Annotated in this window: 17 protein-coding genes; 13 read left to right on the top strand and 4 right to left on the bottom strand. The window is 70.7% G+C overall.

The features are described 5' to 3' along the window. Positions 1 to 4 precede the first annotated feature (4 nt). From AB7U46_RS12760 to AB7U46_RS12745, 4 genes are read right to left on the bottom strand one after another with little or no spacing between them, the layout of a single operon-like run. Complete coding sequence (locus tag AB7U46_RS12760) at positions 5 to 571, bottom strand: histidine phosphatase family protein (protein WP_428337357.1); 567 nt, start codon at positions 569 to 571, stop codon at positions 5 to 7. Positions 572 to 581: 10 nt separating this feature from the next. Then, positions 582 to 1655 (bottom strand): MBL fold metallo-hydrolase, encoded by a 1074-nt coding sequence (locus AB7U46_RS12755; protein WP_428337356.1) that lies wholly within the window; start codon positions 1653 to 1655, stop codon positions 582 to 584. Beyond that, positions 1652 to 2740, bottom strand: a complete 1089-nt coding sequence (locus AB7U46_RS12750; protein WP_428337354.1) for an ABC transporter ATP-binding protein — start codon at positions 2738 to 2740, stop codon at positions 1652 to 1654. Before AB7U46_RS12750 ends, AB7U46_RS12755 begins: the two co-directional genes overlap by 4 nt. A gap of 60 nt (positions 2741 to 2800) precedes the next feature. Continuing rightward, positions 2801 to 3664 (bottom strand): AraC family transcriptional regulator, encoded by an 864-nt coding sequence (locus AB7U46_RS12745; protein ID WP_428337353.1) that lies wholly within the window; start codon positions 3662 to 3664, stop codon positions 2801 to 2803. A 78-nt stretch (positions 3665 to 3742) separates the two neighbouring features. Here AB7U46_RS12745 and AB7U46_RS12740 point away from each other — a divergent pair, with 78 nt between their 5' ends. The 13 genes from AB7U46_RS12740 to AB7U46_RS12680 form a co-directional block, all read left to right on the top strand. Further along, positions 3743 to 5122 carry an SLC13 family permease gene (locus AB7U46_RS12740; RefSeq protein WP_428337352.1) on the top strand — a complete coding sequence of 460 codons (1380 nt, stop codon included), beginning with the start codon at positions 3743 to 3745 and terminating at the stop codon, positions 5120 to 5122. A 124-nt stretch (positions 5123 to 5246) separates the two neighbouring features. After that, positions 5247 to 5831: an ANTAR domain-containing response regulator gene (locus AB7U46_RS12735; protein WP_428337351.1), complete on the top strand. Its 585-nt coding sequence runs from the start codon at positions 5247 to 5249 to the stop codon at positions 5829 to 5831. After that, on the top strand, positions 5828 to 7000 hold the full coding sequence (locus tag AB7U46_RS12730; RefSeq protein ID WP_428337350.1) for a CmpA/NrtA family ABC transporter substrate-binding protein: 1173 nt from the start codon (positions 5828 to 5830) through the stop codon (positions 6998 to 7000). Before AB7U46_RS12735 ends, AB7U46_RS12730 begins: the two co-directional genes overlap by 4 nt. A gap of 269 nt (positions 7001 to 7269) precedes the next feature. Beyond that, entirely contained in the window at positions 7270 to 8631 is a 1362-nt protein-coding gene (locus AB7U46_RS12725; protein ID WP_428337349.1) for a CmpA/NrtA family ABC transporter substrate-binding protein, read from the top strand. A 72-nt stretch (positions 8632 to 8703) separates the two neighbouring features. After that, positions 8704 to 9789: an ABC transporter permease gene (locus AB7U46_RS12720; RefSeq protein WP_428337348.1), complete on the top strand. Its 1086-nt coding sequence runs from the start codon at positions 8704 to 8706 to the stop codon at positions 9787 to 9789. A gap of 5 nt (positions 9790 to 9794) precedes the next feature. Continuing rightward, positions 9795 to 11483, top strand: a complete 1689-nt coding sequence (locus tag AB7U46_RS12715; RefSeq protein ID WP_428337347.1) for an ABC transporter ATP-binding protein — start codon at positions 9795 to 9797, stop codon at positions 11481 to 11483. Next, complete coding sequence (locus tag AB7U46_RS12710; RefSeq protein ID WP_428337346.1) at positions 11483 to 12415, top strand: GAF domain-containing protein; 933 nt, start codon at positions 11483 to 11485, stop codon at positions 12413 to 12415. The genes AB7U46_RS12715 and AB7U46_RS12710 overlap by 1 nt, the downstream gene beginning before the upstream one ends. Positions 12416 to 12425: 10 nt before the next feature. Then, positions 12426 to 14861, top strand: a complete 2436-nt coding sequence (nirB, locus tag AB7U46_RS12705; protein WP_428337345.1) for a nitrite reductase large subunit NirB — start codon at positions 12426 to 12428, stop codon at positions 14859 to 14861. Continuing rightward, positions 14858 to 15190, top strand: coding sequence for a nitrite reductase small subunit NirD (nirD, locus tag AB7U46_RS12700; protein WP_428337344.1), 333 nt, complete (start codon positions 14858 to 14860; stop codon positions 15188 to 15190). Before nirB ends, nirD begins: the two co-directional genes overlap by 4 nt. 83 nt (positions 15191 to 15273) lie before the next feature. Continuing rightward, positions 15274 to 16116: a formate/nitrite transporter family protein gene (locus tag AB7U46_RS12695; protein ID WP_428337343.1), complete on the top strand. Its 843-nt coding sequence runs from the start codon at positions 15274 to 15276 to the stop codon at positions 16114 to 16116. Between the two features lie 27 nt (positions 16117 to 16143). Then, on the top strand, positions 16144 to 18786 hold the full coding sequence (locus AB7U46_RS12690) for a molybdopterin-dependent oxidoreductase (RefSeq protein WP_428337342.1): 2643 nt from the start codon (positions 16144 to 16146) through the stop codon (positions 18784 to 18786). A gap of 4 nt (positions 18787 to 18790) precedes the next feature. Further along, positions 18791 to 19690 carry a uroporphyrinogen-III C-methyltransferase gene (gene cobA / locus AB7U46_RS12685; RefSeq protein ID WP_428337341.1) on the top strand — a complete coding sequence of 300 codons (900 nt, stop codon included), beginning with the start codon at positions 18791 to 18793 and terminating at the stop codon, positions 19688 to 19690. Between the two features lie 64 nt (positions 19691 to 19754). After that, positions 19755 to 20300: NAD(P)/FAD-dependent oxidoreductase (locus tag AB7U46_RS12680; RefSeq protein WP_428337340.1), on the top strand; the 546-nt coding region annotated here is incomplete at its 3' end.

Here is a 20300-nt window from a genome sequence, read left to right as displayed (position 1 = left end):
CTTCCTAGCCGCCGGGTTTGAAGGCTTCGTGACAGATCCAGCCTTCCGCGCCCGGCGACCAGAGCACCGCCTCGGCATTGCCGCGGCGCCGGTGCGGGGCGGTGGAAAGGAGCGCGTGGATCTCCCGCTCGGTGCCAGAATGGGCGACGATCAGGAGCGGGCGCGCGAAGGAAAGCGCGGCGAAGGCGGCGCGGATCCGGGCGCGGAAGGCCGCGGGGGATTCGCCGCCGGGCGGGGTTTCGGCGCGGCGCAGCCCCGCGCGCGGCTGCCCCTCCCAGGCGCCCCAGTCGCGCTCGGCCAGCCCCGGGACCAGCTCGGGCACGAGGCCGAGCGGCGCCGCCACCGCCGCCGCGGTCTGGCGCGCGCGGGTGAGCGGCGAGGTCACGATCCGGGCGATGCCGAAGCGCGCGAGCGCCACCGCCGCGGCCGCCGCCTGCAGCCGGCCGGTCGCGTCGAGCGGCAGGTCGGTCCGGCCGCAGATCAGATCGCGCGCATTGGCCGCGGTCCGGCCGTGGCGCAGGAACAGAAAGCCGCCGGAGGGGATGTCGGAGGGGAGTTCGGACGGGATCATCGCGGCGCCCTCACCAGCTCAGGCTGCGGCTTTGCGCCCAGGGTCCGGGCAGCGCCGCGGCCAGGGCCGCGCGCAGCGGCGCCGGGGCGAAGGCGGGAAAAAGCTGCGCCGCGCCGGTCTCGGCGATCGCGCGGGCGAGCGTGGCGCGGTCGGGATGCACGTTCCAGCGCGCCCGCGCGGCCCGCCCCTCGGCGACCCAGCGCGCGGCGGGGCTGCCGAGGGCGAGATGGCCGGAGGGCAGCACCGGCACCCCCTGGGCCAGCGCGCGCGGCCCGAGCAGCGCCGAAAGCCCCGAGCCGCAATTCGGCCCGCCCGCGATCATCACCCCCTCGAGCGGGCTCGTCTCACCGAGCCGCCCGGCGCGGACGCAGATCTCCGCCAGCGCCGCCGCGCCCCCGGGCGCGAGCCAGTCGGGAAAACGCGCAAGCGTCTCGGCCACCGCGCGCACCGCGTCGCAGATCGCGACCGGGCGCCCGGCCTCGAGACAGGCGCGCGCGATCTCGAGCGCGCGGCCCGCGGGCGGCACCGGCAAAAGCACCGGCCCGGCGCCGATCTGCGCGAGCAGCGCCGCGCGCTGTTGCGCGAGCGTCGCGGGCTCGGCGCCATAGGAACAGTCGAGCACCGCGACCGCCGCGCGCGGCAGCGGCGCGGTCGCGAAAAGCCCGCCCTCGGCGCAAAGATCGCCGCTGTAAAAAAGCCCCGCCGCTCCGCCGACGCGGATCCAGACCGCGCCCGGCGCATGGCCCGCCGCCCCGGTCTCGACCCGCAGCCCGGCGATCTGCTGCAGCGCGCCGAGATCGCGCGCCGCGGCCAGCACCGGATCGCGGGCGAGCGCGCGCACCGGCGCGGTCGCATAGACCGGCGGCGCGCCGATCTCGGAGAGCAGATCGAGCGAGCCGACGTGATCGGCATGGCCATGCGAGATCAGCACCGCATCGACCGCGCCGAGGCCACGCAGATCGGGGCGCGCGTCGTGATCGGGGCCGCGCCCGAGATCGAGCAAAAGCCGCCGCCCGCCGATCTCGACCAGAAAACAGGCCGGCCCCTTCGCGTCGAAACCGCCGAGCGCGGTGAGCCGGTTCATGCCGGCACCGCCAGGGCAGCGGGCGCGAACGTGGGCGCCTCCTCGGCACGCGGCAACACCCAGCCGCCGCGCAGCGCAAGGCGCAGCCGCGTGCCGCGCGGCGCCGGCGCCTCGAGCGGCAGCGCGAGCGGCGCGCCCTGCGGCAGATCGTCGAGGATCAGCGTCGCCTGATGCCGCCCCTCGGCAAAACGGCATTCGGTGACGGTCGCCGCCAGCCCCTCCGGCGCGGGGCGCAGATCGGCCGGATGCAGGCAAAGCCAGCCCGGCCCCGCCGTCACCGCGCCGGGCACCGCAAGCTGCGTCGCGCCGATCGCGATCCGGCAGCGCCCCGCCGCGTCGCGCCCCTGCACGATGACCGGCAGCGTCTGCCCCTCGCCCACGAAGCGCGCCACCATCGGCGAGGCGGGGCGTTCGTAAAGCGCCTGCGGCGGCGCGAGCTGTTCGAGCCGCCCCCCCGCCATCACCCCGACGAGATCGGCCACCGCCATCGCCTCGCTCTGGTCATGGGTGACGAAAACCATGGTGCAGCCGGTCTCGGCATGGATCCGGCGGAACTCGGCCAGCATCGTGCGGCGCAGATGCGCGTCGAGATTGGCGAGCGGCTCATCGAGCAAAAGCACCCCGGGCCGCGCGGCAAGGCTGCGCGCGAGCGCGACGCGCTGGCGCTGACCGCCGGAAAGCTCATGCGGGCGGCGCCCGGCCAGCGCCTCGAGCCCGACCCCGCGCAAGGCCTCGGCCACGCGCGCGGCGCGTTCGCCCCGGGGCAGCCGGTTGAGCCCGAAGGCGACATTGCCCGCCACCGTCATATGCGGCCAGAGCGCGTAGCTCTGGAACACCATGCCAAGGCCGCGGCGCTCCGGCCCGACAAAGCCCCCCGGCCCCGCGACCTCGTGCCCGCCGATCGCGAGCCGCCCGGCATCGGGCCGCTCGAGCCCGGCGATCAGGCGCAAAAGCGTGGTCTTGCCGCAGCCCGAGGGGCCCAGAAGCGCGACGAAGCGCCCGGCGGCGATCTCGGCGGAGACCGCGTCGACGGCGCGGGTCTCGCCGAACTGGCGGGTGAGGGTATCAAGCAGGATCGAGGCCATGCGCCGCCCCTACCCCCCTTTCGTGACGCCCGCGTGACGGCAGGGGCGGCGGCGCGGCGCTTACGGCGCGCGGCGCCAGGCCGAGGGCGGCACGCCGAACTGGCGCCGGAAGGCCGCGATGAAGGCCGAGGCGCTGGAATAGCCGAGCCGCGCGGCCAGCGCGCCGCTCGTCTCGCCGCTTTCCAGCCCCTCGATCGCGAGCAGGAAGCGCAGCCGCTGATGCCAGTCGCGCCAGCTCAGCCCGGTCTCGGCGCGAAACAGCCGGCCGAGCGTGCGCTCGCTGACCCCCGCCCGCGCGGCGAGCCCCGCCAGCCCCTGCCGCGCCCCCGGATCGGCAAGGAGCGCCTCCATCACCGCAGCGAGGCGCGGGTCGCGCGCGCCGGGCAGATGCAGGTCGGCACGCTCGAGCCGGGTCATCTCGTCGAGCGCGACGAAGGCGAGGCGGCGGCTTTGCGCCGCGCTTGGCCGGGCGCTCGCATCCGGCGCAAGCCGGCGCGCGATGCCGCGCAAAAGCGGCGTCGCCCGCACCACCGTGGGCCGGTCGGGCAGCCCGCAAAACGGCACGAAGCGGGGGTGGACGTAGAAATTCTGTAACTCGACCGGCGCCCGCGCGCTCAGCGCATGGCCGAGCCCCGGCGGGATCCAGACGCCGTGGCGGTCGGGGATGAACCAGATGTCCTCGCCCACCTCGAGCCGCATCAGCCCGTCGAAGCAAAGCGCGAGCTGCGCGCGCGGATGGGCATGGGCCGGCATCGCGAAACCCGCGGGCAGCCGCCCCGACCAGGCGCGCAACGGTTCGCGCGGATCGCCCGCGGCGCCCAGCCCGGCCGGAAGCGGCGGCACCGCCGGCGCGCCGTCGCTCATAGGCCCGACCGCATCGGCCGCACCCGCGCGGTCTGGCGGAAACTCGACATCTTTTGTCATCTTGTCGTTCTGGCACGGATCGCCGCTTCGGGCTAGAGCTTTGCCGCCGGGCGCCCGACGCGCCGGCAGGGAGACGCCATGAGATATTTCCGCCCGGCCACCGTCGGCCTGATCCTGATCCTCGCGCTTGCCGTGGCGCTCATTCGCCCCGCCGGGCTCGACCCGCAGCAGGCGGCGGTCTTCGGCGTGGTGCTCGTCACGCTCTCGCTCTGGGCGACGGGGCTGGTGCCCGGCTATGTCGCCTCCACCTTCTTCTTCACCGCGCTGCTTCTGGGCGGGCTCGCCGCGCCCGAGCTGGTGTTTTCCGGCTTCTCCTCAACCGCGATGTGGCTGATCGTGACCGGCTTCGTGATCGGCGCGGCGATCACCCATTCGGGGCTGGGCGCGCGGATGGGGGCGCTGGCGCTGCCGCATCTGTCGAAGAGCTATCCGATGCTGATCGCGGGGCTGATGGGGCTGGGCATGGCGCTTGGCTTCGTGATGCCCTCCTCGATGGGGCGCGCGGCGGTGCTGGTGCCGGTGGGGATGGCGCTGGCCGATGTGCTCGGCCTGCAAAAGGGCAGCCGCGGGCGCACCGGCATCGCCGTGGTGATCGCCTTCGGCACCAATATGCCGAGTTTCGCGATCCTGCCCTCGAACATCCCGAACGTGGTGCTGAGCGGCATGGCCGAGCGGGTGCTCGGGCTGCATTTCGGCTATGCCGACTATCTGCTGCTGCATTACCCGGTGCTTGGCATCGTGAAGGCCGGCGCGATCGTGGCGCTGGTGCTCGCCTTCTTCCCGGCGACGATCGCGGGGCTGCCCGCCACCGCGACGCCGGCGGCGAAACCCGCGTCGGGCCGGCGCCAGCTTGCGCTCCTCGGCATCCTGCTCGTGACCCTCGCGCTCTGGGCGACCGACCAGATCCACGGCATCAACGCCGCCTGGGTCGGGCTGGCCACCGCGCTCGTGCTGATGGTGCCCGCCTTCGGCTTCGTGCCGCCGCCGGTGTTCAAGGGCGCGGTCGATTTCGGCGTGATCCTCTTCGTCTCGGGCGCGCTGGCGCTGGGGCTCGTGGTGAATGCGACCGGGCTTGGCGCGGTGATCGCGCGCGAGGTGACCGCGGCGCTGCCGCTCGCCCCCGGGCATGATTTCCGCAATTTCTTCTCGCTCGCGCTGCTCGGCTCGGCGACCTCGGTCTTCACCACCATGCCGGGCGTGCCCGCGGTGCTCACCCCGCTTGCCCCCGATCTTGCGCAGGCGACCGGCTTTTCGGTGAAGGCGGTGCTGATGACCCAGGTGATCGGCTTCTCGACCGTGGTCTTCCCCTATCAGATCGGGCCGCTGATCGTGGCGATGGGGTTGGCGGGGGAATCGACGCGGCCGCTGCTGAAAATGACGCTCGCGCTCACCGCGCTGACGCTCGTGCTGTTCATCCCGCTCGATTTCCTCTGGTGGAAGCTGCTCGGCGAGATCTGAGCGGCGCGAAAACCGGCATCGGGCGCCACTGTGCGCCCGCATTGCTGCTCCGCGGCGAAAGCGGCTTTCTCCTTGCCGCGGGGGGCGTTAGGATCGGCGGACCTCCGCGGGGCCAAGGGCAGCCATGACCGAAACACTTTCCATCGTCGTGATCGAAACCGACCGGGAGCGCGCACTCCTGATCGCCGAGAGCCTGCGCGAGGCCGGCAATTTCGACGTGACCGTGATCCCCGAGGTGACCGGCCTCGCCCGCCGCATCTCCGAGCGCAACCCCGACATCGTGCTGATCGACATGGCCAGCCCCTCGCGCGACATGCTCGAGGAGCTCACCCTCGCCTCCGGCCCGCTCGAACGCCCGGTGGCGATGTTCGTCGACCGCTCCGACGGCGCGCTGACCAAGGCCGCGATCGAGGCGGGCGTCTCCGCCTATGTCGTCGACGGGCTGCGCCCGGCGCGGATCAAGCCGGTGCTCGACGCCGCGATCGCGCGGTTTCACATGGTGCACCGGATGCGCGTCGAGCTGGAGACCACCCGCCGCGCGCTCGAGGAGCGCAAGGTGATCGACCGCGCCAAGGGCGTCTTGATGAAGGCGCGCGGCATCGACGAGGACGCGGCCTACGCGCTTTTGCGCAAGACCGCGATGGACCAGGGCCGCCGCGTCGCCGAAGTCGCCCAGGCGCTCGTCACCGCCGCGGGTCTGCTGTCATGAGCGCGCCGCTCACCGCCGGGTTCATCCCGCTCGTCGATGCCGCGCCGCTGATCGTCGCGCGCGAGATCGGTTTCGCCGAGGAGGAGGGGCTCGCCCTCACCCTCGCCGCCGCGCCGAGCTGGTCGACGCTGCGCGACCAGCTCATGCTCGGCCAGATCGAGGCCGCCCATATGCTCTTCCCGATGCCGGTCGCCGCCGCGCTCGGGCTGAGCGGGATCGGCACCCGGATCGACATCCTGCAGGTGCTCTCGCTCAACGGCAATTCGATCGGCGTCTCTCGCGCGCTCGCCGCGCGGATGCGCGCGAATGGCCATGATTTCGGCTTTGACGATGCCGGGCGGGCCGGGCGCGCGCTGATCGCGGCCTCGGGCGCGACGCTGCGCATCGGCGTGCCCTTCCCCTTCTCGATGCATGCCGAGCTGCTTTTCCACTGGCTCGGCGCGCTCGGGCTGAGCGCGCCGCAGGACATCGACGTGCACACCGTGCCCCCGCCGCTGATGGCCGAGGCGATCGGCGCGGGCGACATCGACGCCTTCTGCGTCGGCGCGCCCTGGGGCACGATCGCGGTCGAGACCGGGGTCGGCGAAATGCTGCTGCCGGGCACCGCGATCCGCGCCAACGCGCCCGAAAAGGTGCTCGCCGTGCGCCACGACTGGGCCGAGGCGGAACCCGTCCTCACCCGGCGGTTGATGCGCGCGGTCTGGCGCGCGGGGCGCTGGCTCGGCCAGCCCGAGAACCGCGCCACCGCCGCCGAGATCCTCGCCCAGGGCCGCTATCTCGACCTGCCCGCCGAGCTGATCGAACGCGCGCTGACCGGCACTCTGGTGATCTCGCCGCGCGGCGAGATGCGGCAGGTACCCGATTACCTCGTGTTCCACGGTGGCGCCGCGGGCTACCCCTGGGCCTCGCAGGCGGCCCTCGTCGCGACCCGGATCGCGGCGCGGCTCGGCCTAGCGCGCGGCCCCGCCGCAAAGGCCGCCCGCGCGATCTGCCGCACCGATCTCTACCGCGCGAATCTCGCCGATCTCGGCGCCGATCTGCCCCGCGCGCGCGAGCAGATCGAGGGCGCGCGACGCCGTCCCGCCGCGATCGAGGCCGAGTCCGGCCCGTTGATTCTGCCCGCCGATGCGTTCTTCGACGGCTGGATTTTTGACCCAGACGCCGATTGAGCGCCCGCGATCTGCGCAATCTTTGCGCAGTCGCAGCATCAGCCGCCCCCGCCGCCGCAAAATCCGCGCTTTGCGTTGACGCTGCAGCTGCGAGACCGCTAACTGGGGTCAGTCGGGGCAATGGCGTTCCGAAATCTCCAAGAAATTCACTCCGCATCGCTGCGGGCTGCCGGGCAAAGCCGCTCGACCTGAACTTCCCCATTCCGGGAGGCGTTCAAGTCGTGCGGCTTTTTCGCGTTGCCTGCCTGCCAACAACAGGGACGACGAGAATGACCAGATACCTCGCGATCATCGCCACCACGACGATGCTCACGGCGCCGGCCTTCGCCGGGACGCTCGACCTCGAGAAGGACGAGCTGAAATTCGGCTTCATCAAGCTGACCGACATGGCGCCGCTCGCGGTGGCCTATGAGAAGGGCTATTTCGAGGACGAGGGCCTTTTCGTCACGCTCGAACCGCAGGCGAACTGGAAGGTTCTGCTCGACCGCGTGATCGACGGCGAGCTTGACGGCGCGCATATGCTGGCCGGCCAGCCGCTTGCCGCGACCATCGGCTACGGCACCGAGGCGCATATCGTCACCCCCTTCTCGATGGACCTCAACGGCAACGGCATCACCGTCTCGAACGCCGTCTGGGCCGAGATGAAGAAGAACATCCCGGTCGACGCCGAGGGCAAGCCGGTGCATCCGATCTCCGCCGCGGCGCTCAAGCCGGTGGTGGCCGAGTACCGCAGCGAGGGCAAGCCCTTCAACATGGGCATGGTGTTCCCGGTCTCGACCCATAACTACGAGCTGCGCTACTGGCTCGCCGCCGGCGGGATCGAGCCCGGCTATTATTCGCCCGCGGACACCTCGGGCCAGATCGCGGGCGAGGTGCTGCTTTCGGTGACCCCGCCGCCGCAGATGCCCGCCACGCTCGAGGCCGGCACGATCTACGGCTATTGCGTGGGCGAGCCCTGGAACCAGCAGGCGGTGATCAAGGGCATCGGCGTGCCGGTCATCACCGATTACGAGATCTGGAAGAACAACCCCGAGAAGGTCTTCGGCCTGACCGAGACCTTCATCGACCAGAACCCGAACACCACGCTCGCGATCACCAAGGCGCTGATCCGCGCGGCGATCTGGCTCGACGAGAACGACAACGCCAACCGCGAGGAAGCGGTCGAGATCCTGTCGCGCCCGGAATATGTCGGCGCCGACAAGGCGGTGATCGCGAATTCGATGACCGGCACCTTCGAATATGAAAAGGGCGACAAGCGCGAAGTGCCCGACTTCAACGTCTTCTTCCGCCATTTCGCGACCTATCCCTATTACTCGGACGCGGTCTGGTATCTGACCCAGATGCGCCGCTGGGGCCAGATCCCGGAAGCCCATCCCGACAGCTGGTATGACGAGGTCGCGAAGTCGGTCTACAAGCCCGAGATCTACATGAAGGCCGCGCAGATGCTGATCGAGGAAGGCAAGGCCAAGGCCGAGGACTTCCCCGAAGGCACCGATGGCTACAAGGCGCCCACCGCCGATTTCATCGACGGCGTGGAATACAACGGCAAGACGCCGAACGCCTATATCGACAGCCTCAAGATCGGCCTGAAGGGCAATCAGAAGATCGTCGGCAACAAGATCGAGGAGTGATCCCGATCGCCGCCCGACGGGGCGCCGGCCTCCCCGGCGCCCACCCCCTCCCCCTCTGACAAGGACACCGCCATGACCGCCATCGACCCCGACGCCCTGAGCGCCGAAGCGGCCCGCGAGGCCCGGCGCGCGCGCCTCTTCACCCGCATCAACAAGGCCGACGGCTGGTTCCGCGTCCTTGGCCTGAGCTGGGTCACGCCGCTCCTGCGCCTCGCCGCCGGCGACAATCCGAAGGCGCAGCTGAAGGAAGTCTGGCAGCTGCTCGGCGTGCCGCTCCTCGCGATCGCGCTTTTCCTCGGGGCCTGGTCGGCGCTCGCGCCGAAGGTGCAGACCTCGCTCGGCGCGATCCCCGGGCCGGTGCAGGTCTGGGACCAGGTCGGCGTGCTCTGGGGCGACCATGTCCGCGAGACGGAAAAGGCCGCCGCCTTCTACGCCCGCCAGGACGAGCGCAACGCGAAGCTCGTCGCCGACGGTCAGTCCGACAAGGTCAAATGGCGCGACTACACCGGCAAGCCGACCTACCCGCAGCAGATCTGGACCTCGATCAAGACCGTCTTCTTCGGCTTCCTGATCGGCACCGTGATCGCCGTGCCGCTCGGCATCATGGCGGGCCTCTCGAAGACCGCGAACGCCGCGATGAACCCGCTGATCCAGATCTTCAAGCCGGTCTCGCCGCTCGCATGGCTGCCGATCGTGACGATGGTCGTCTCGGCGCTTTATACCACCACCGACGGGTATTTCTCGAAATCCTTCCTCGTCTCGGCGATCACCGTGACGCTCTGCTCGCTCTGGCCGACGATCATCAACACCGCGCTCGGCGTCGCCTCGATCGACAAGGATCTGGTGAACGTCTCCAAGGTGCTCAAGATGACCACCTGGACGAAGATCACCAAGCTCGTCCTGCCCTCGGCGCTGCCCTTGATCTTCACCGGGCTTCGCCTGTCGCTCGGCGTTGGCTGGATGGTGCTGATCGCGGCGGAAATGCTCGCGCAGAACCCGGGCCTTGGCAAATTCGTCTGGGACGAGTTCCAGAACGGGTCGTCCGACAGCCTCGCGCGGATCATGGTCGCGGTCTTCACCATCGGCATCATCGGCTTCATCCTCGACCGGCTGATGTTCGCGATCCAGTCGATGTTCACCTTCTCGAACAACCGGTGAGCGCCATGGCCATTCTCGAATTCAAGAACGTCTTCAAGAGCTTCGGCGAAGGTCTTCACGAAACCCGGGTGCTGAACGGGATCGACCTCGCGGTCGAGGAAGGCGAGTTCCTCGTGCTGCTCGGCTTCTCCGGCACCGGCAAGACGACGCTCGTCAACCTGATGGCCGGGCTCGAGCGGCCAAGCGCGGGCGAGGTGCTCTTCAAGGGCGCCCCGATCACCGGCCCGGGCCGCGAGCGCGGCGTGATCTTCCAGAACTACTCGCTGATGCCCTGGCTCACGGTGAGCGGCAATGTCGGCCTTGCCGTCGACACCGTCTTCCCCGAGCTGTCGAAGGCCGAGCGCGCGGAAAAGGTCGCCCATTTCGTCAAGATGGTCGGGCTGAGCCACGCCGCCGCCCGCCGCCCGGCCGAGCTTTCGGGCGGCATGCGCCAGCGCGTCAACGTCGCCCGGGCGCTGGCGATGAACCCCGAGGTGCTGCTCCTCGACGAGCCGCTCTCGGCGCTCGACGCGCTCACCCGCGCCCATCTCGCCGACGAGATCGAGGCGATCTGGCAGGCCGACCGCAAGACCTGCGTGCTGATCACCAACGACGTCGACGAGGCGATCGTTCTGGCCGACCGGATCATCGCGCTCAACCCCGACGGCACGCTCGGGCAGGAGTTCAAGGTGACGATGGCGCGCCCGCGCGACCGCGCCGCGATGAACCACGACGCCGAATTCAAGCGCCTGCGCAACGCCGTCACCCGCTACCTGATGGATGTCGGCATCGCCGCGCGCGTCGAGGGCAGCCGCATCCTGCCGAACGTGGTGCCGATGCACGCGCTGCCGAAGGCGGTCTCCGACGCGGCGCGCGGCCAGATCGAGGAGCGCTACCTCGACTATTCGCAGCTTTACAAGATCTACCCGACGCCGAAGGGCCCGCTCACCGTGGTCGAGAATTTCGACCTCAAGGTGCGCAAGGGCGAGTTCATCTCGCTGATCGGCCATTCCGGCTGCGGCAAGTCGACGGTGCTGACGATGACCGCCGGGCTCAACGAGGTCTCGAAGGGCGCGATCAAGCTCGACGGCTACCACGTCAAGGGCGCCGACCCGGAACGCGCCGTGGTGTTCCAGTCGCCCTCGCTCTTCCCCTGGCTGAGCGCGCGCGAGAACGTCGCCGTGGGCGTCGACAAGGTCTATCCGAAGGCGAGCCAGGCCGAGCGCCAGGATGTCGTCGACTACTATCTCGAGCGCGTCGGCCTCGGCGATGCGATGGACAAGCCGGCCTCGGAAATGTCGAACGGCATGCGCCAGCGCGTCGGCATCGCCCGCGCCTTCGCGCTCTCGCCCAAACTGCTTTTGCTCGACGAACCCTTCGGCATGCTCGACAGCCTCACGCGCTGGGAGCTGCAGGAAGTGCTGATGGAAGTCTGGAGCGCGACCGGCGTCACCGCCGTCTGCGTCACCCATGACGTCGACGAGGCGATCCTGCTCGCCGACCGGGTGGTGATGATGACGAACGGTCCGCGCGCCACGATCGGCCGGATCATGGAGGTGGACCTGCCGCGCCCGCGCTCGCGCAAGGCGCTGCTCGAACACCCCGACTACTACCTCTACCGCGAGCAGGTGCTGAACTTCCTCGAGGAATACGAAACCGGGCACGCCGGCAAATCCGCCGCGAAACAGCCCGCCGCGAAATCGGAGGCCGCATGATGGAAACGCTGACCGAAACCAAGCCCCGCCCCTTCATCGGCGCGACCGAGGTCTGGGTGCCGAAGGACGGCCGCCTCGTCCATGCCGAGGGCGATTACGGCGCGATGACCGCCTTCGAGGAGGCCTCGATCCAGGCGAGCTTCGGCCCCGGCGAGGGCCTGCCCGGCAAGGCCTGGGCGGAGGCGCGCCCGGTCGTGCTCAAGGGCTTCGACGGCTCCTATTTCAAGCGCATCGAGGCCGCGAAGGAGGCCGGGCTCACCTCGGCGGTGGCGCTGCCGGTGTTCGACGGCGAGGTGCTGCGCGCGGTGCTCGTGGTGCTTTGCGGCGAGGATGAGGCGACCACCGGCGCGATCGAGGTCTGGGCCGAGCGCGACGGGCTGCTCCTGCTCGACGACGGCTATTACGGCGCGGCGAAACATTTCGAATGGGTCTCCCAGCACACGCATTTCCCCAAGGGCCAGGGCCTGCCGGGGGGTGTCTGGGCGGCGCAGACGCCGATGCTGATGCGCGATCTCGGCTCGGGCTACCGCTTCATCCGCTCGGAAAGCGCGGGGCGCGCCGGTCTCACCACCGGGCTCGGCCTGCCGGTGCCGGTGCCGGGCGGCAATACCTATGTCGCGACGCTGCTTTCGGCCCGCGGCACGCCGATCGCGCGCCGCTTCGAGATCTGGGACGCGCGCGAGGCCCGTGTCGGCGCCGCCGGCGGGGCCGAGCTGATCGACGGCATCTGCGAGCGCGAGGGCCGGCTCTGGGACGAGGACAATCCGCGCCGCGCCGAGGTCTGGCAGGGCCCGATCGGCCAGGTGCTCGGCTCCGGCCTGCCGGTGGTGATCCACGACAAGCCGGTGATCGCCGCGGGCTATGGCGCGATGGTCGCGCTGCCGATCTATCGCGCGGGCGCCATCGCCCATGTCGTCGCCTGGTATCTCTGAGGAGGGTGCAATGCAGAAACTGGTCGTGATCGGGGCCGGCATGGCCTCCGGGCGGATGCTGGAGCATCTGTTCGACACCGCCCCCGGCGCCTATGAGGTCACCCTCTTCAACGCCGAACCGCGGGGCAATTACAACCGCATCATGCTCTCGCCGGTGCTTTCGGGCGAGAAGAGCTACGCGGAAATCGTCACCCATGACGCCGCCTGGTACGACGGCCACCACGTCATCTGCCGCTTCGGCGAGCGGGTGGTGGCGATCGACCGCGCGCGCAAGGTGGTGACCGGCGAAAACGGCGAGGTGGCCTATGACAAGCTCGTCATCGCCACCGGCTCCACCCCGTTCATCATCCCGATGCCGGGCCATGACCTCGACGGGGTGATCGCCTATCGCGACCTCGAGGACACCGAGCGGATGATCGCGGCGGCCTCGGCCGGCGGCAAGGCGGTGGTGATCGGCGGCGGTCTGCTTGGCCTCGAGGCGGCGGCGGGGCTGCGGCTGCGCGGCATGGACGTCACCGTCGTCCACCTGCCCGGCCACCTGATGGAGCGCCAGCTCGACGCGGCGGCGGGCTACCTGCTGCGCCGCGCGCTCGCGGAACGCGGGATCGAGGTGATCTGCGCCGCCAATTCGAAGGAGATCCTGGGCGAGAACGGCAAGCTCACCGCGCTGCGCCTCGAGGACGGCACCGAGCTGCCCTGCTCGCTTCTGGTGATGGCGGTGGGCATCCGCCCCGCCTCCGCCCTGGGCAAGGCCGCGGGGATCGAGGTCGGCCGCGGCATCACCGTCGACGCGCAGATGCGCACTTCCGACCCCGACATCCTCGCGCTCGGCGAATGCGTCGAGTTCGAGGGCCAGCTCTTCGGCCTCGTCGCGCCGCTCTACGACCAGGCGAAGGTCGCCGCGCAGACGCTGCTCGGCACCGAGGCGGTGTTCCAGCCGCGCGAGGTCTCGACCAAGCTCAAGGTCACCGGCTGCGACCTGTTCTCGGCGGGCGATTTCGCCGAGGGCGAGGGCCGCGAGGACATCGTCTTCCGCGACCCCGCGCGCGGCGTCTACAAGCGCCTCGTGCTGCGCGACAACCGGATCATCGGCGCGGTGATGTATGGCGACACCGCCGACGGCAACTGGTTCTACGGGATGATGAAGGACGGCACCGACGTCTCCGCGATGCGCGAGACGCTGATCTTCGGACCGGGCTTCCAGGGGGGCGCCTCCGCGGACCCTATGGCGGCCGTTGCAGCCTTACCGGATGACGCGGAAATCTGCGGCTGCAACGGCGTTTGCAAGGGAACCATCGTGCGCGCGATCGCGGAAGGCGCCACCACGCTCGACGCGATCAAGGCGCAGACCAAGGCCGCGGGCTCCTGCGGCGGCTGCTCGGGCCTCGTCGAGCAGCTGCTCGCCGTCACGCTCGGCGACGCCTTCGTCAAGCCCGCCGCGAAATCGGTCTGCGGCTGCACCGACCTCACCCATGAGGAGCTGCGCCGGCTGATCAAGGCCAAGGAGCTGAAGTCGATGCCCGCGGTGATGCAGGAGCTGGGCTGGCGCACGGCGACCGGCTGCGCGTCCTGCCGCCCGGCGCTGAACTACTACCTGCTCGCCGACTGGCCGCTCGACTACACCGACGACCCGCAGAGCCGCTTCGTCAACGAACGCAATCACGCCAATATCCAGAAGGACGGCACCTATTCGGTGGTGCCGCGGATGTGGGGCGGCATCACCACCCCCGAGGAGCTGATCGCGATCGCCGAGGCCGCGCAGAAATACGGCGCCACGGTGAAGGTGACCGGCGGCCAGCGCATCGACCTGCTCGGCGTGAAAAAGGAAGACCTGCCCGCGATCTGGGGCGATCTGAACGCGGCGGGGATGGTCTCGGGCCATGCCTATACCAAGGGGCTGCGCACGGTGAAGACCTGCGTCGGCACCGACTGGTGCCGCTTTGGCACGCAGGATTCGACCGGCCTCGGGATCAAGCTCGAGAAGCGGCTCTGGGGGTCGTGGACGCCGCACAAGTTCAAGCTCGCCGTCACCGGCTGCCCCCGCAACTGCGCGGAGGCGACCTGCAAGGACGTCGGCATCGTCTGCGTCGATAGCGGCTACGAGATCGGCGTCGGCGGGGCCGCGGGGCTTGAACTCAGGCACACCGAGCTGCTCGCCAAGGTCGCGACCGAGGCGGAGGTGATCGACATCGTCACCGCCTTCGTCCAGCTCTACCGCGAGAGCGCGGCCTATCTCGACCGCTCCTGGAAGTGGATGGAGAAGGTCGGGCTCGACTGGATCCGCGCGCAGGTGGTCGACGATTTCGCCAATCGCGCGGCGCTGATCGAGCGCTTCGAGATCTCGCAGAGCATCTACCAGAAAGACCCCTGGGCCGAACGCGCGACGCCCGAATACCGCCGCGCCTGGAGCCCGCTTGCCGATCTCACCAAGGAGACCGCGGAATGAGCTGGATCGATATCGGAGCGCTCGAGGAGATCCCGGCGCAGGGCGCGCGCGTGGTGAAGACGGCGCTTGGCTGCGTCGCGGTGTTCCGCACCGCCGACGACGCCGTCTTCGCGCTCGACAACCGCTGCCCGCACAAGGGCGGCCCGCTGTCGGAGGGCATCGTGCACGACCACAAGGTGACCTGCCCGCTGCACGGCTGGGTGTTCAGCCTGGAGACCGGCACGGCGCAGGGCGCGGACAAGGGCGCGGTGGCGACCTTCCCCGCGCGCATCGAGAACGGCCGGGTGCTGCTGGAAGCCAGCCGCCTGCAAAAAGAAGACGCCGCCTGACGGCGCTGACGATCTCTCCCGATCCGTTCGCGGGCCGGGCGCCTCCCTCCCTCTCTCCTCTCCATTCAACAGGGACGTGACCAATGTCGTACAACACCCCCGCGGAATTCGCCGAGAAGATGATCGACGCCGGCGAATCCAAGATCACCATGTCCACCAAGGACACCCTCATCCGCGCCTATATGGCCGGGGCGATCCTCGCGCTGGCGGCCGCCTTCGCGGTCACCATCGCCGTCAATACCGGGAATTTCCTCGTCGCCTCGCTGCTCTTCCCGGTGGGCTTCTGCATGCTCTACCTGTTGGGCTTCGACCTGCTGACCGGCGTCTTCACCCTCGCCCCGCTGGCGGTGATCGCCAGGCGCCCGGGCATGAGCTGGGGCGGCGTGCTGCGTAACTGGGGCCTCGTCTTCATCGGCAATTTCGCCGGCGCGATGACCGTCGCGGTGTTCATGGCGATCATCTTCACGATGGGCTTCTCGACCGCGCCGAACGCGGTTGGCCAGAAGATCGGCCATATCGGCGAGCTGCGCACGCTCGGCTATGCCGCGGCCGGTGCCTCGGGCCTGCTGACCGTCTTCGTGCGCGCCGTGATGTGCAACTGGATGGTCTCGACCGGCGTCGTCGCGGCGATGATGTCGAACTCCGTCTCCGGCAAGATCATGGCGATGTGGATGCCGATCCTCGTGTTCTTCTACATGGGCTTCGAGCATTCGATCGTGAACATGTTCCTGTTCCCGAGCGGCATCATGCTCGGCGGCAATTTCACCTGGGCCGACTACTTCATCTACAACGAGATCCCCGTCGTCCTCGGCAATCTCGTCGGCGGGCTGACCTTCGTCGGCGGCATGATCTACGCCACCCATTACAAGACCTCGCCGAAGCGCCGGCCCGCCGGGATCCCCCCCGAGCAGGTGGCGGCCGAATAAGCACAAGCAAGACCAGGAGGTGCGGTGATGACCGACAAGATTGGAACAGAAATCCGCACCACCTGCCCCTATTGCGGCGTCGGCTGCGGCGTGATCGCCCGGCCCGACGGCGCGGGCGGGGTGACGATCCGCGGCGACCGGACACATCCGGCGAATGCGGGCAAGCTCTGCTCGAAGGGCTCGGCGCTCGGCGAGACGCTCGATCTCGAGGGGCGGCTGCTCACCCCGCAGATCGGCGCGCGCGCGGCGGGCTGGGACGAGGCGCTCGACCTCGTCGCCGGCAAGTTCCGCGAGGCGATCGCCACCCACGGCCCCGACAGCGTCGCCTTCTACGTCTCCGGCCAGCTCCTGAGCGAGGATTATTACGTCGCCAACAAGCTGATGAAGGGCTTCATCGGCTCGGCCAATATCGACACGAATTCAAGACTTTGCATGGCGTCTTCGGTGGCCGGCCACCGCCGCGCCTTCGGCACCGACACGGTGCCGGGCCTTTACGACGACCTCGACGAGGCCGAGGTGATCGTGCTTGTCGGTTCGAACCTCGCCTGGTGCCATCCGGTGCTTTACCAGCGCATCGCCGCGGCGAAGAAGGCCAATCCCGCGCTGCGCGTCGTCACCGTCGACCCGCGCCGCACCGCGACCTCCGACATCGCCGATCTGCATCTCGCGGTGGCGCCGGGCAGCGATGCCGCGCTCTTCAACGCGCTGCTGTGCGAGATCGTCGCCCATGGCGCGGTCGATGCGCGCTATGTCTCCGCCCATGTGACCGGCTTCGACGCCGCGCTCGCCGCCGCCCAGGCCTCCGACCCGGGCGTGACCGGGCTTTCGCGCGCCGATCTCGCCGCCTTCTTCCGGCTCTGGATCGGCACCGAGAAGGTCGTCACGATCTACAGCCAGGGCGTGAACCAGTCGAGCTCGGGCACCGACAAGGTCAATGCGATCATCAATTGCCATCTCGCCTCCGGGCGGATCGGCAAGCCCGGCGCCGGTCCCTTCTCGGTGACCGGGCAACCCAATGCGATGGGCGGGCGCGAGGTCGGCGGGCTGGCGAACATGCTCGCCTGCCACCTCGACCTCGAGGAGGCGCACCATCGCGACGCGGTGCAGCGCTTCTGGCAAAGCCCGGCGATGCCCACCGCCCCCGGCCTGAAGGCGGTCGACATGTTCCGCGCCGCGGGCGACGGGCGGATCAAGGCGCTCTGGATCATCTGCACCAACCCCGCCGTCTCGATGCCCGAGGCCGAGCGCGTGCGCGCCGCGATCGCGGCCTGCGATTTCGTCGTGGTCTCGGAGATGTTCCCCGACACCGACACCGCGCGGCTGGCCGACGTGCTCCTGCCCGCGACCGGCTGGGGCGAGAAGGACGGCACCGTCACCAATTCCGAGCGCTGCATCTCGCGCCAGCGCGCGCTCCTGCCCGCCCCCGGAGAGGCCCGCGCCGACTGGCGGATCTTCTGCGACATCGCCGCGCGGATGGGCTGGGCGAAAGACTTCGCCTATGACGGGCCGGCGGCGATCTTTCGCGAATATGCGGCGCTCTCGGGCGTCGCGGGCGCGCTCGGGCGGGATTTCGACATCTCCGCCCATGCCGAAATTTCGGACGCCGACTACGACCGCCTCGCCCCCTTCACCTGGCCGCAGAGCGCGGCGAAACGCGGCGGGCGCTTCTTTGCCGACGGCAAGTTCTACACCGCCGACGGGCGCGGCCGGATGCTCGCGGTGACGCCGCAGCCGCCGCGCGTGGCGCTCGACGCCGCGCATCCGTTCCGGCTCAACACCGGGCGCGTGCGCGACCACTGGCACACGATGACGCGCACCGCGAAATCGCCGCGGCTCGGGCTGCACATGGGCGAGCCCTATCTCGAGATCCACCCCGAGGACGCCGCGCGCCTCGGCCTCGCCCCCGCAGCACTCGCCGAGGTCAGCAACCCGCAGGGCCGCGCGCTTTTGCGCGTGCTGGTGAGCGCGCGGATGCAGCCCGGCGCGGTCTTCGCGCCGATGCACTGGAGCGATCAGACCGCCGCCTGCGCGCGGATCGACGCGCTGGTGCCCGCCCATGTCGACCCGGTCTCGGGCCAGCCCGAAAGCAAGGGCGCGGCGGTGGCGATCGCCCCCTTCCCCGCGCGCTGGTTCGGCTTTGCGGTCTCGGCCACCGACGTCACCCCGACGACCGATTACTGGGCGAAGACCCGCAGCCGCGCCGGCTGGCGGATCGAGCTTGCGGGGCGCGAGATCCCCGCCGACTGGGAGGATTTCGCGCGCACCCTCTTTGGCCTGCCCGAGGCGCAGGCGGTGACGATGCTCGACCCCGCCCATGGCCGCGCCCGCGTCGCGCTGCTGATCGAGGGCCGCGTCGCCGCCGCGATCTTCACCGCGCCCGAGCCGGTCTCGGTCGCCCGCGGCCATGTCGCCGCGCTGCTCGAAGGGCCCGACGCGCCGGGCGTGCTCGCCGGCCAGCCGGGCGCCGACCGGCCCGACCCGGGCGCCACCGTCTGCGCCTGTTTCGACGTCGGCGTGAACACCATCGTCGCCGCGATCCGCGACCAGGGGCTGACCTCGGTCGAGGCGATCGGCGCGGCGCTGCAGGCGGGCACCAACTGCGGCTCCTGCCGGCCCGAGCTTGCGGCGCTGCTCGCCGCGACCCGCGCCGCAGCCGAAGCGGCGGAGTGAGCCGATGAGCAGCCTGCCGCTCCCGCCGCTCCCCGCCCGCCCCGCGCTGCCCGCGCGCCTTGGCCTCATGCTTGCCCGGCTCACCGCGGGCCTCAGCGCGGCGCTCACCCCCGCGACGCGCGCGCCCGACACCGCCGCGCGCGCGCCGAAGACCGGCCATATCGCGCTGGTCGGCGCCGGGCCGGGCGCGCGCGACCTGCTCACGCTGCGCGCGCTCGACCGGCTGCGGGCGGCCGAGGTGATCTTCTACGACCGGCTGATCGACCCCGAGGTGCTTGCCCTCGCGCCCGCCCGCGCGCGGCTCGTCGATGTCGGCAAGGCGGTCGGCGCCTGTCACTGGCCGCAGGCGCGGATCGACGCCGCGATCACCGCCGCGGCGCTGACCGGGGCGCGCGTCGTGCGCCTCAAAAGCGGCGATCCGAGCATCTTCGGCCGCGCGACCGAAGAGCTTGCCGCCGCGCGCCGCCACGGCATCCCGGTCGAGATCGTGCCCGGCGTCACCGCCGCCTCCGCCACCGGCGCGGCGCTCGGCCGTGCGCTCACCGAGCGCGGCGAGACCGACCGGCTGGTGATCGCGACCGGCACCTGCCGCCCGGGCGACGCCGCCCCCGACTGGGGCGCAATGCTGGCGCCCGGCACCACGCTCGCGCTTTACATGGGCGTGCGCCAGGCCGGCGAGATCGAGCGCAGCCTGCGCGCGGCCGGCGTGCCGCCCGAGACCGAGGTGGAGATCGCCGGGGCCGTCTCGACCGCCGCCGAGCGGATCGCGCGCTGCACCACCGGCACGCTCGCCGCGACGCTCGCCGCCGAGGGCATCGGCAATCCGGCGATCATCCTGATCCGCCGCCCGAAGGGGGCCACGACCGCCGCCGCCGCGACCGTCGCGGAAACCGCCGCCCCCTGAGGGCCATGGCCTCGCCGCGCCCGCGGCGCTAGGATCGCCGCCGCAGGGACACGGGGGGCGGCAGATGAAAAACGGCGGAATTTCCTTCTGGCATGCCGAGCTTGGCGGCCCGCCGCCGCGCCGCGCGCCGCTGCCCGGCGATCGCAGCGCCGATATCTGCATCGTCGGCGCCGGTTTCACCGGGCTCTGGGCCGCCTATTACCTCAAGCGCGCGCGCCCCGACCTCGCCATCACCGTGCTCGAGCGCGATTTCGCGGGCTTCGGCGCTTCCGGGCGGAACGGCGGCTGGTGCTCGGGCGAATTCGGCTGGAGCCGGGAGAAATACCTCGCCACCGGCAGCCGCGCGGGCGTCATCGCCTTCGAACGCGCCGGGCGCGAAGCGGTGGCCGAGGTGGTGCGGGTCTGCGCCGCCGAGGGGATCGACGCCGACATCCACGAGACCGAGGCGCTGACCTATGCCTGCAGCCCCGCGCAATGGGCGCGGCTGCGCGCCGAGCATGACAGCGCCCGCGCCTGGGAGGTGCCCGAAAGCCGGATCGGTCTGATCGGCGCCGCCGAGGCGCGCGCGCGCCACGCGGTGGCGGGCCCGATGGGCGCGCTCGTGCGGCGC

The sequence above is a fragment of the Paenirhodobacter sp. genome, assembly GCF_050177655.1.
Taxonomy (GTDB): domain Bacteria; phylum Pseudomonadota; class Alphaproteobacteria; order Rhodobacterales; family Rhodobacteraceae; genus Rhodobacter.
This window is presented reverse-complemented; position numbering and strand designations above follow the sequence as displayed.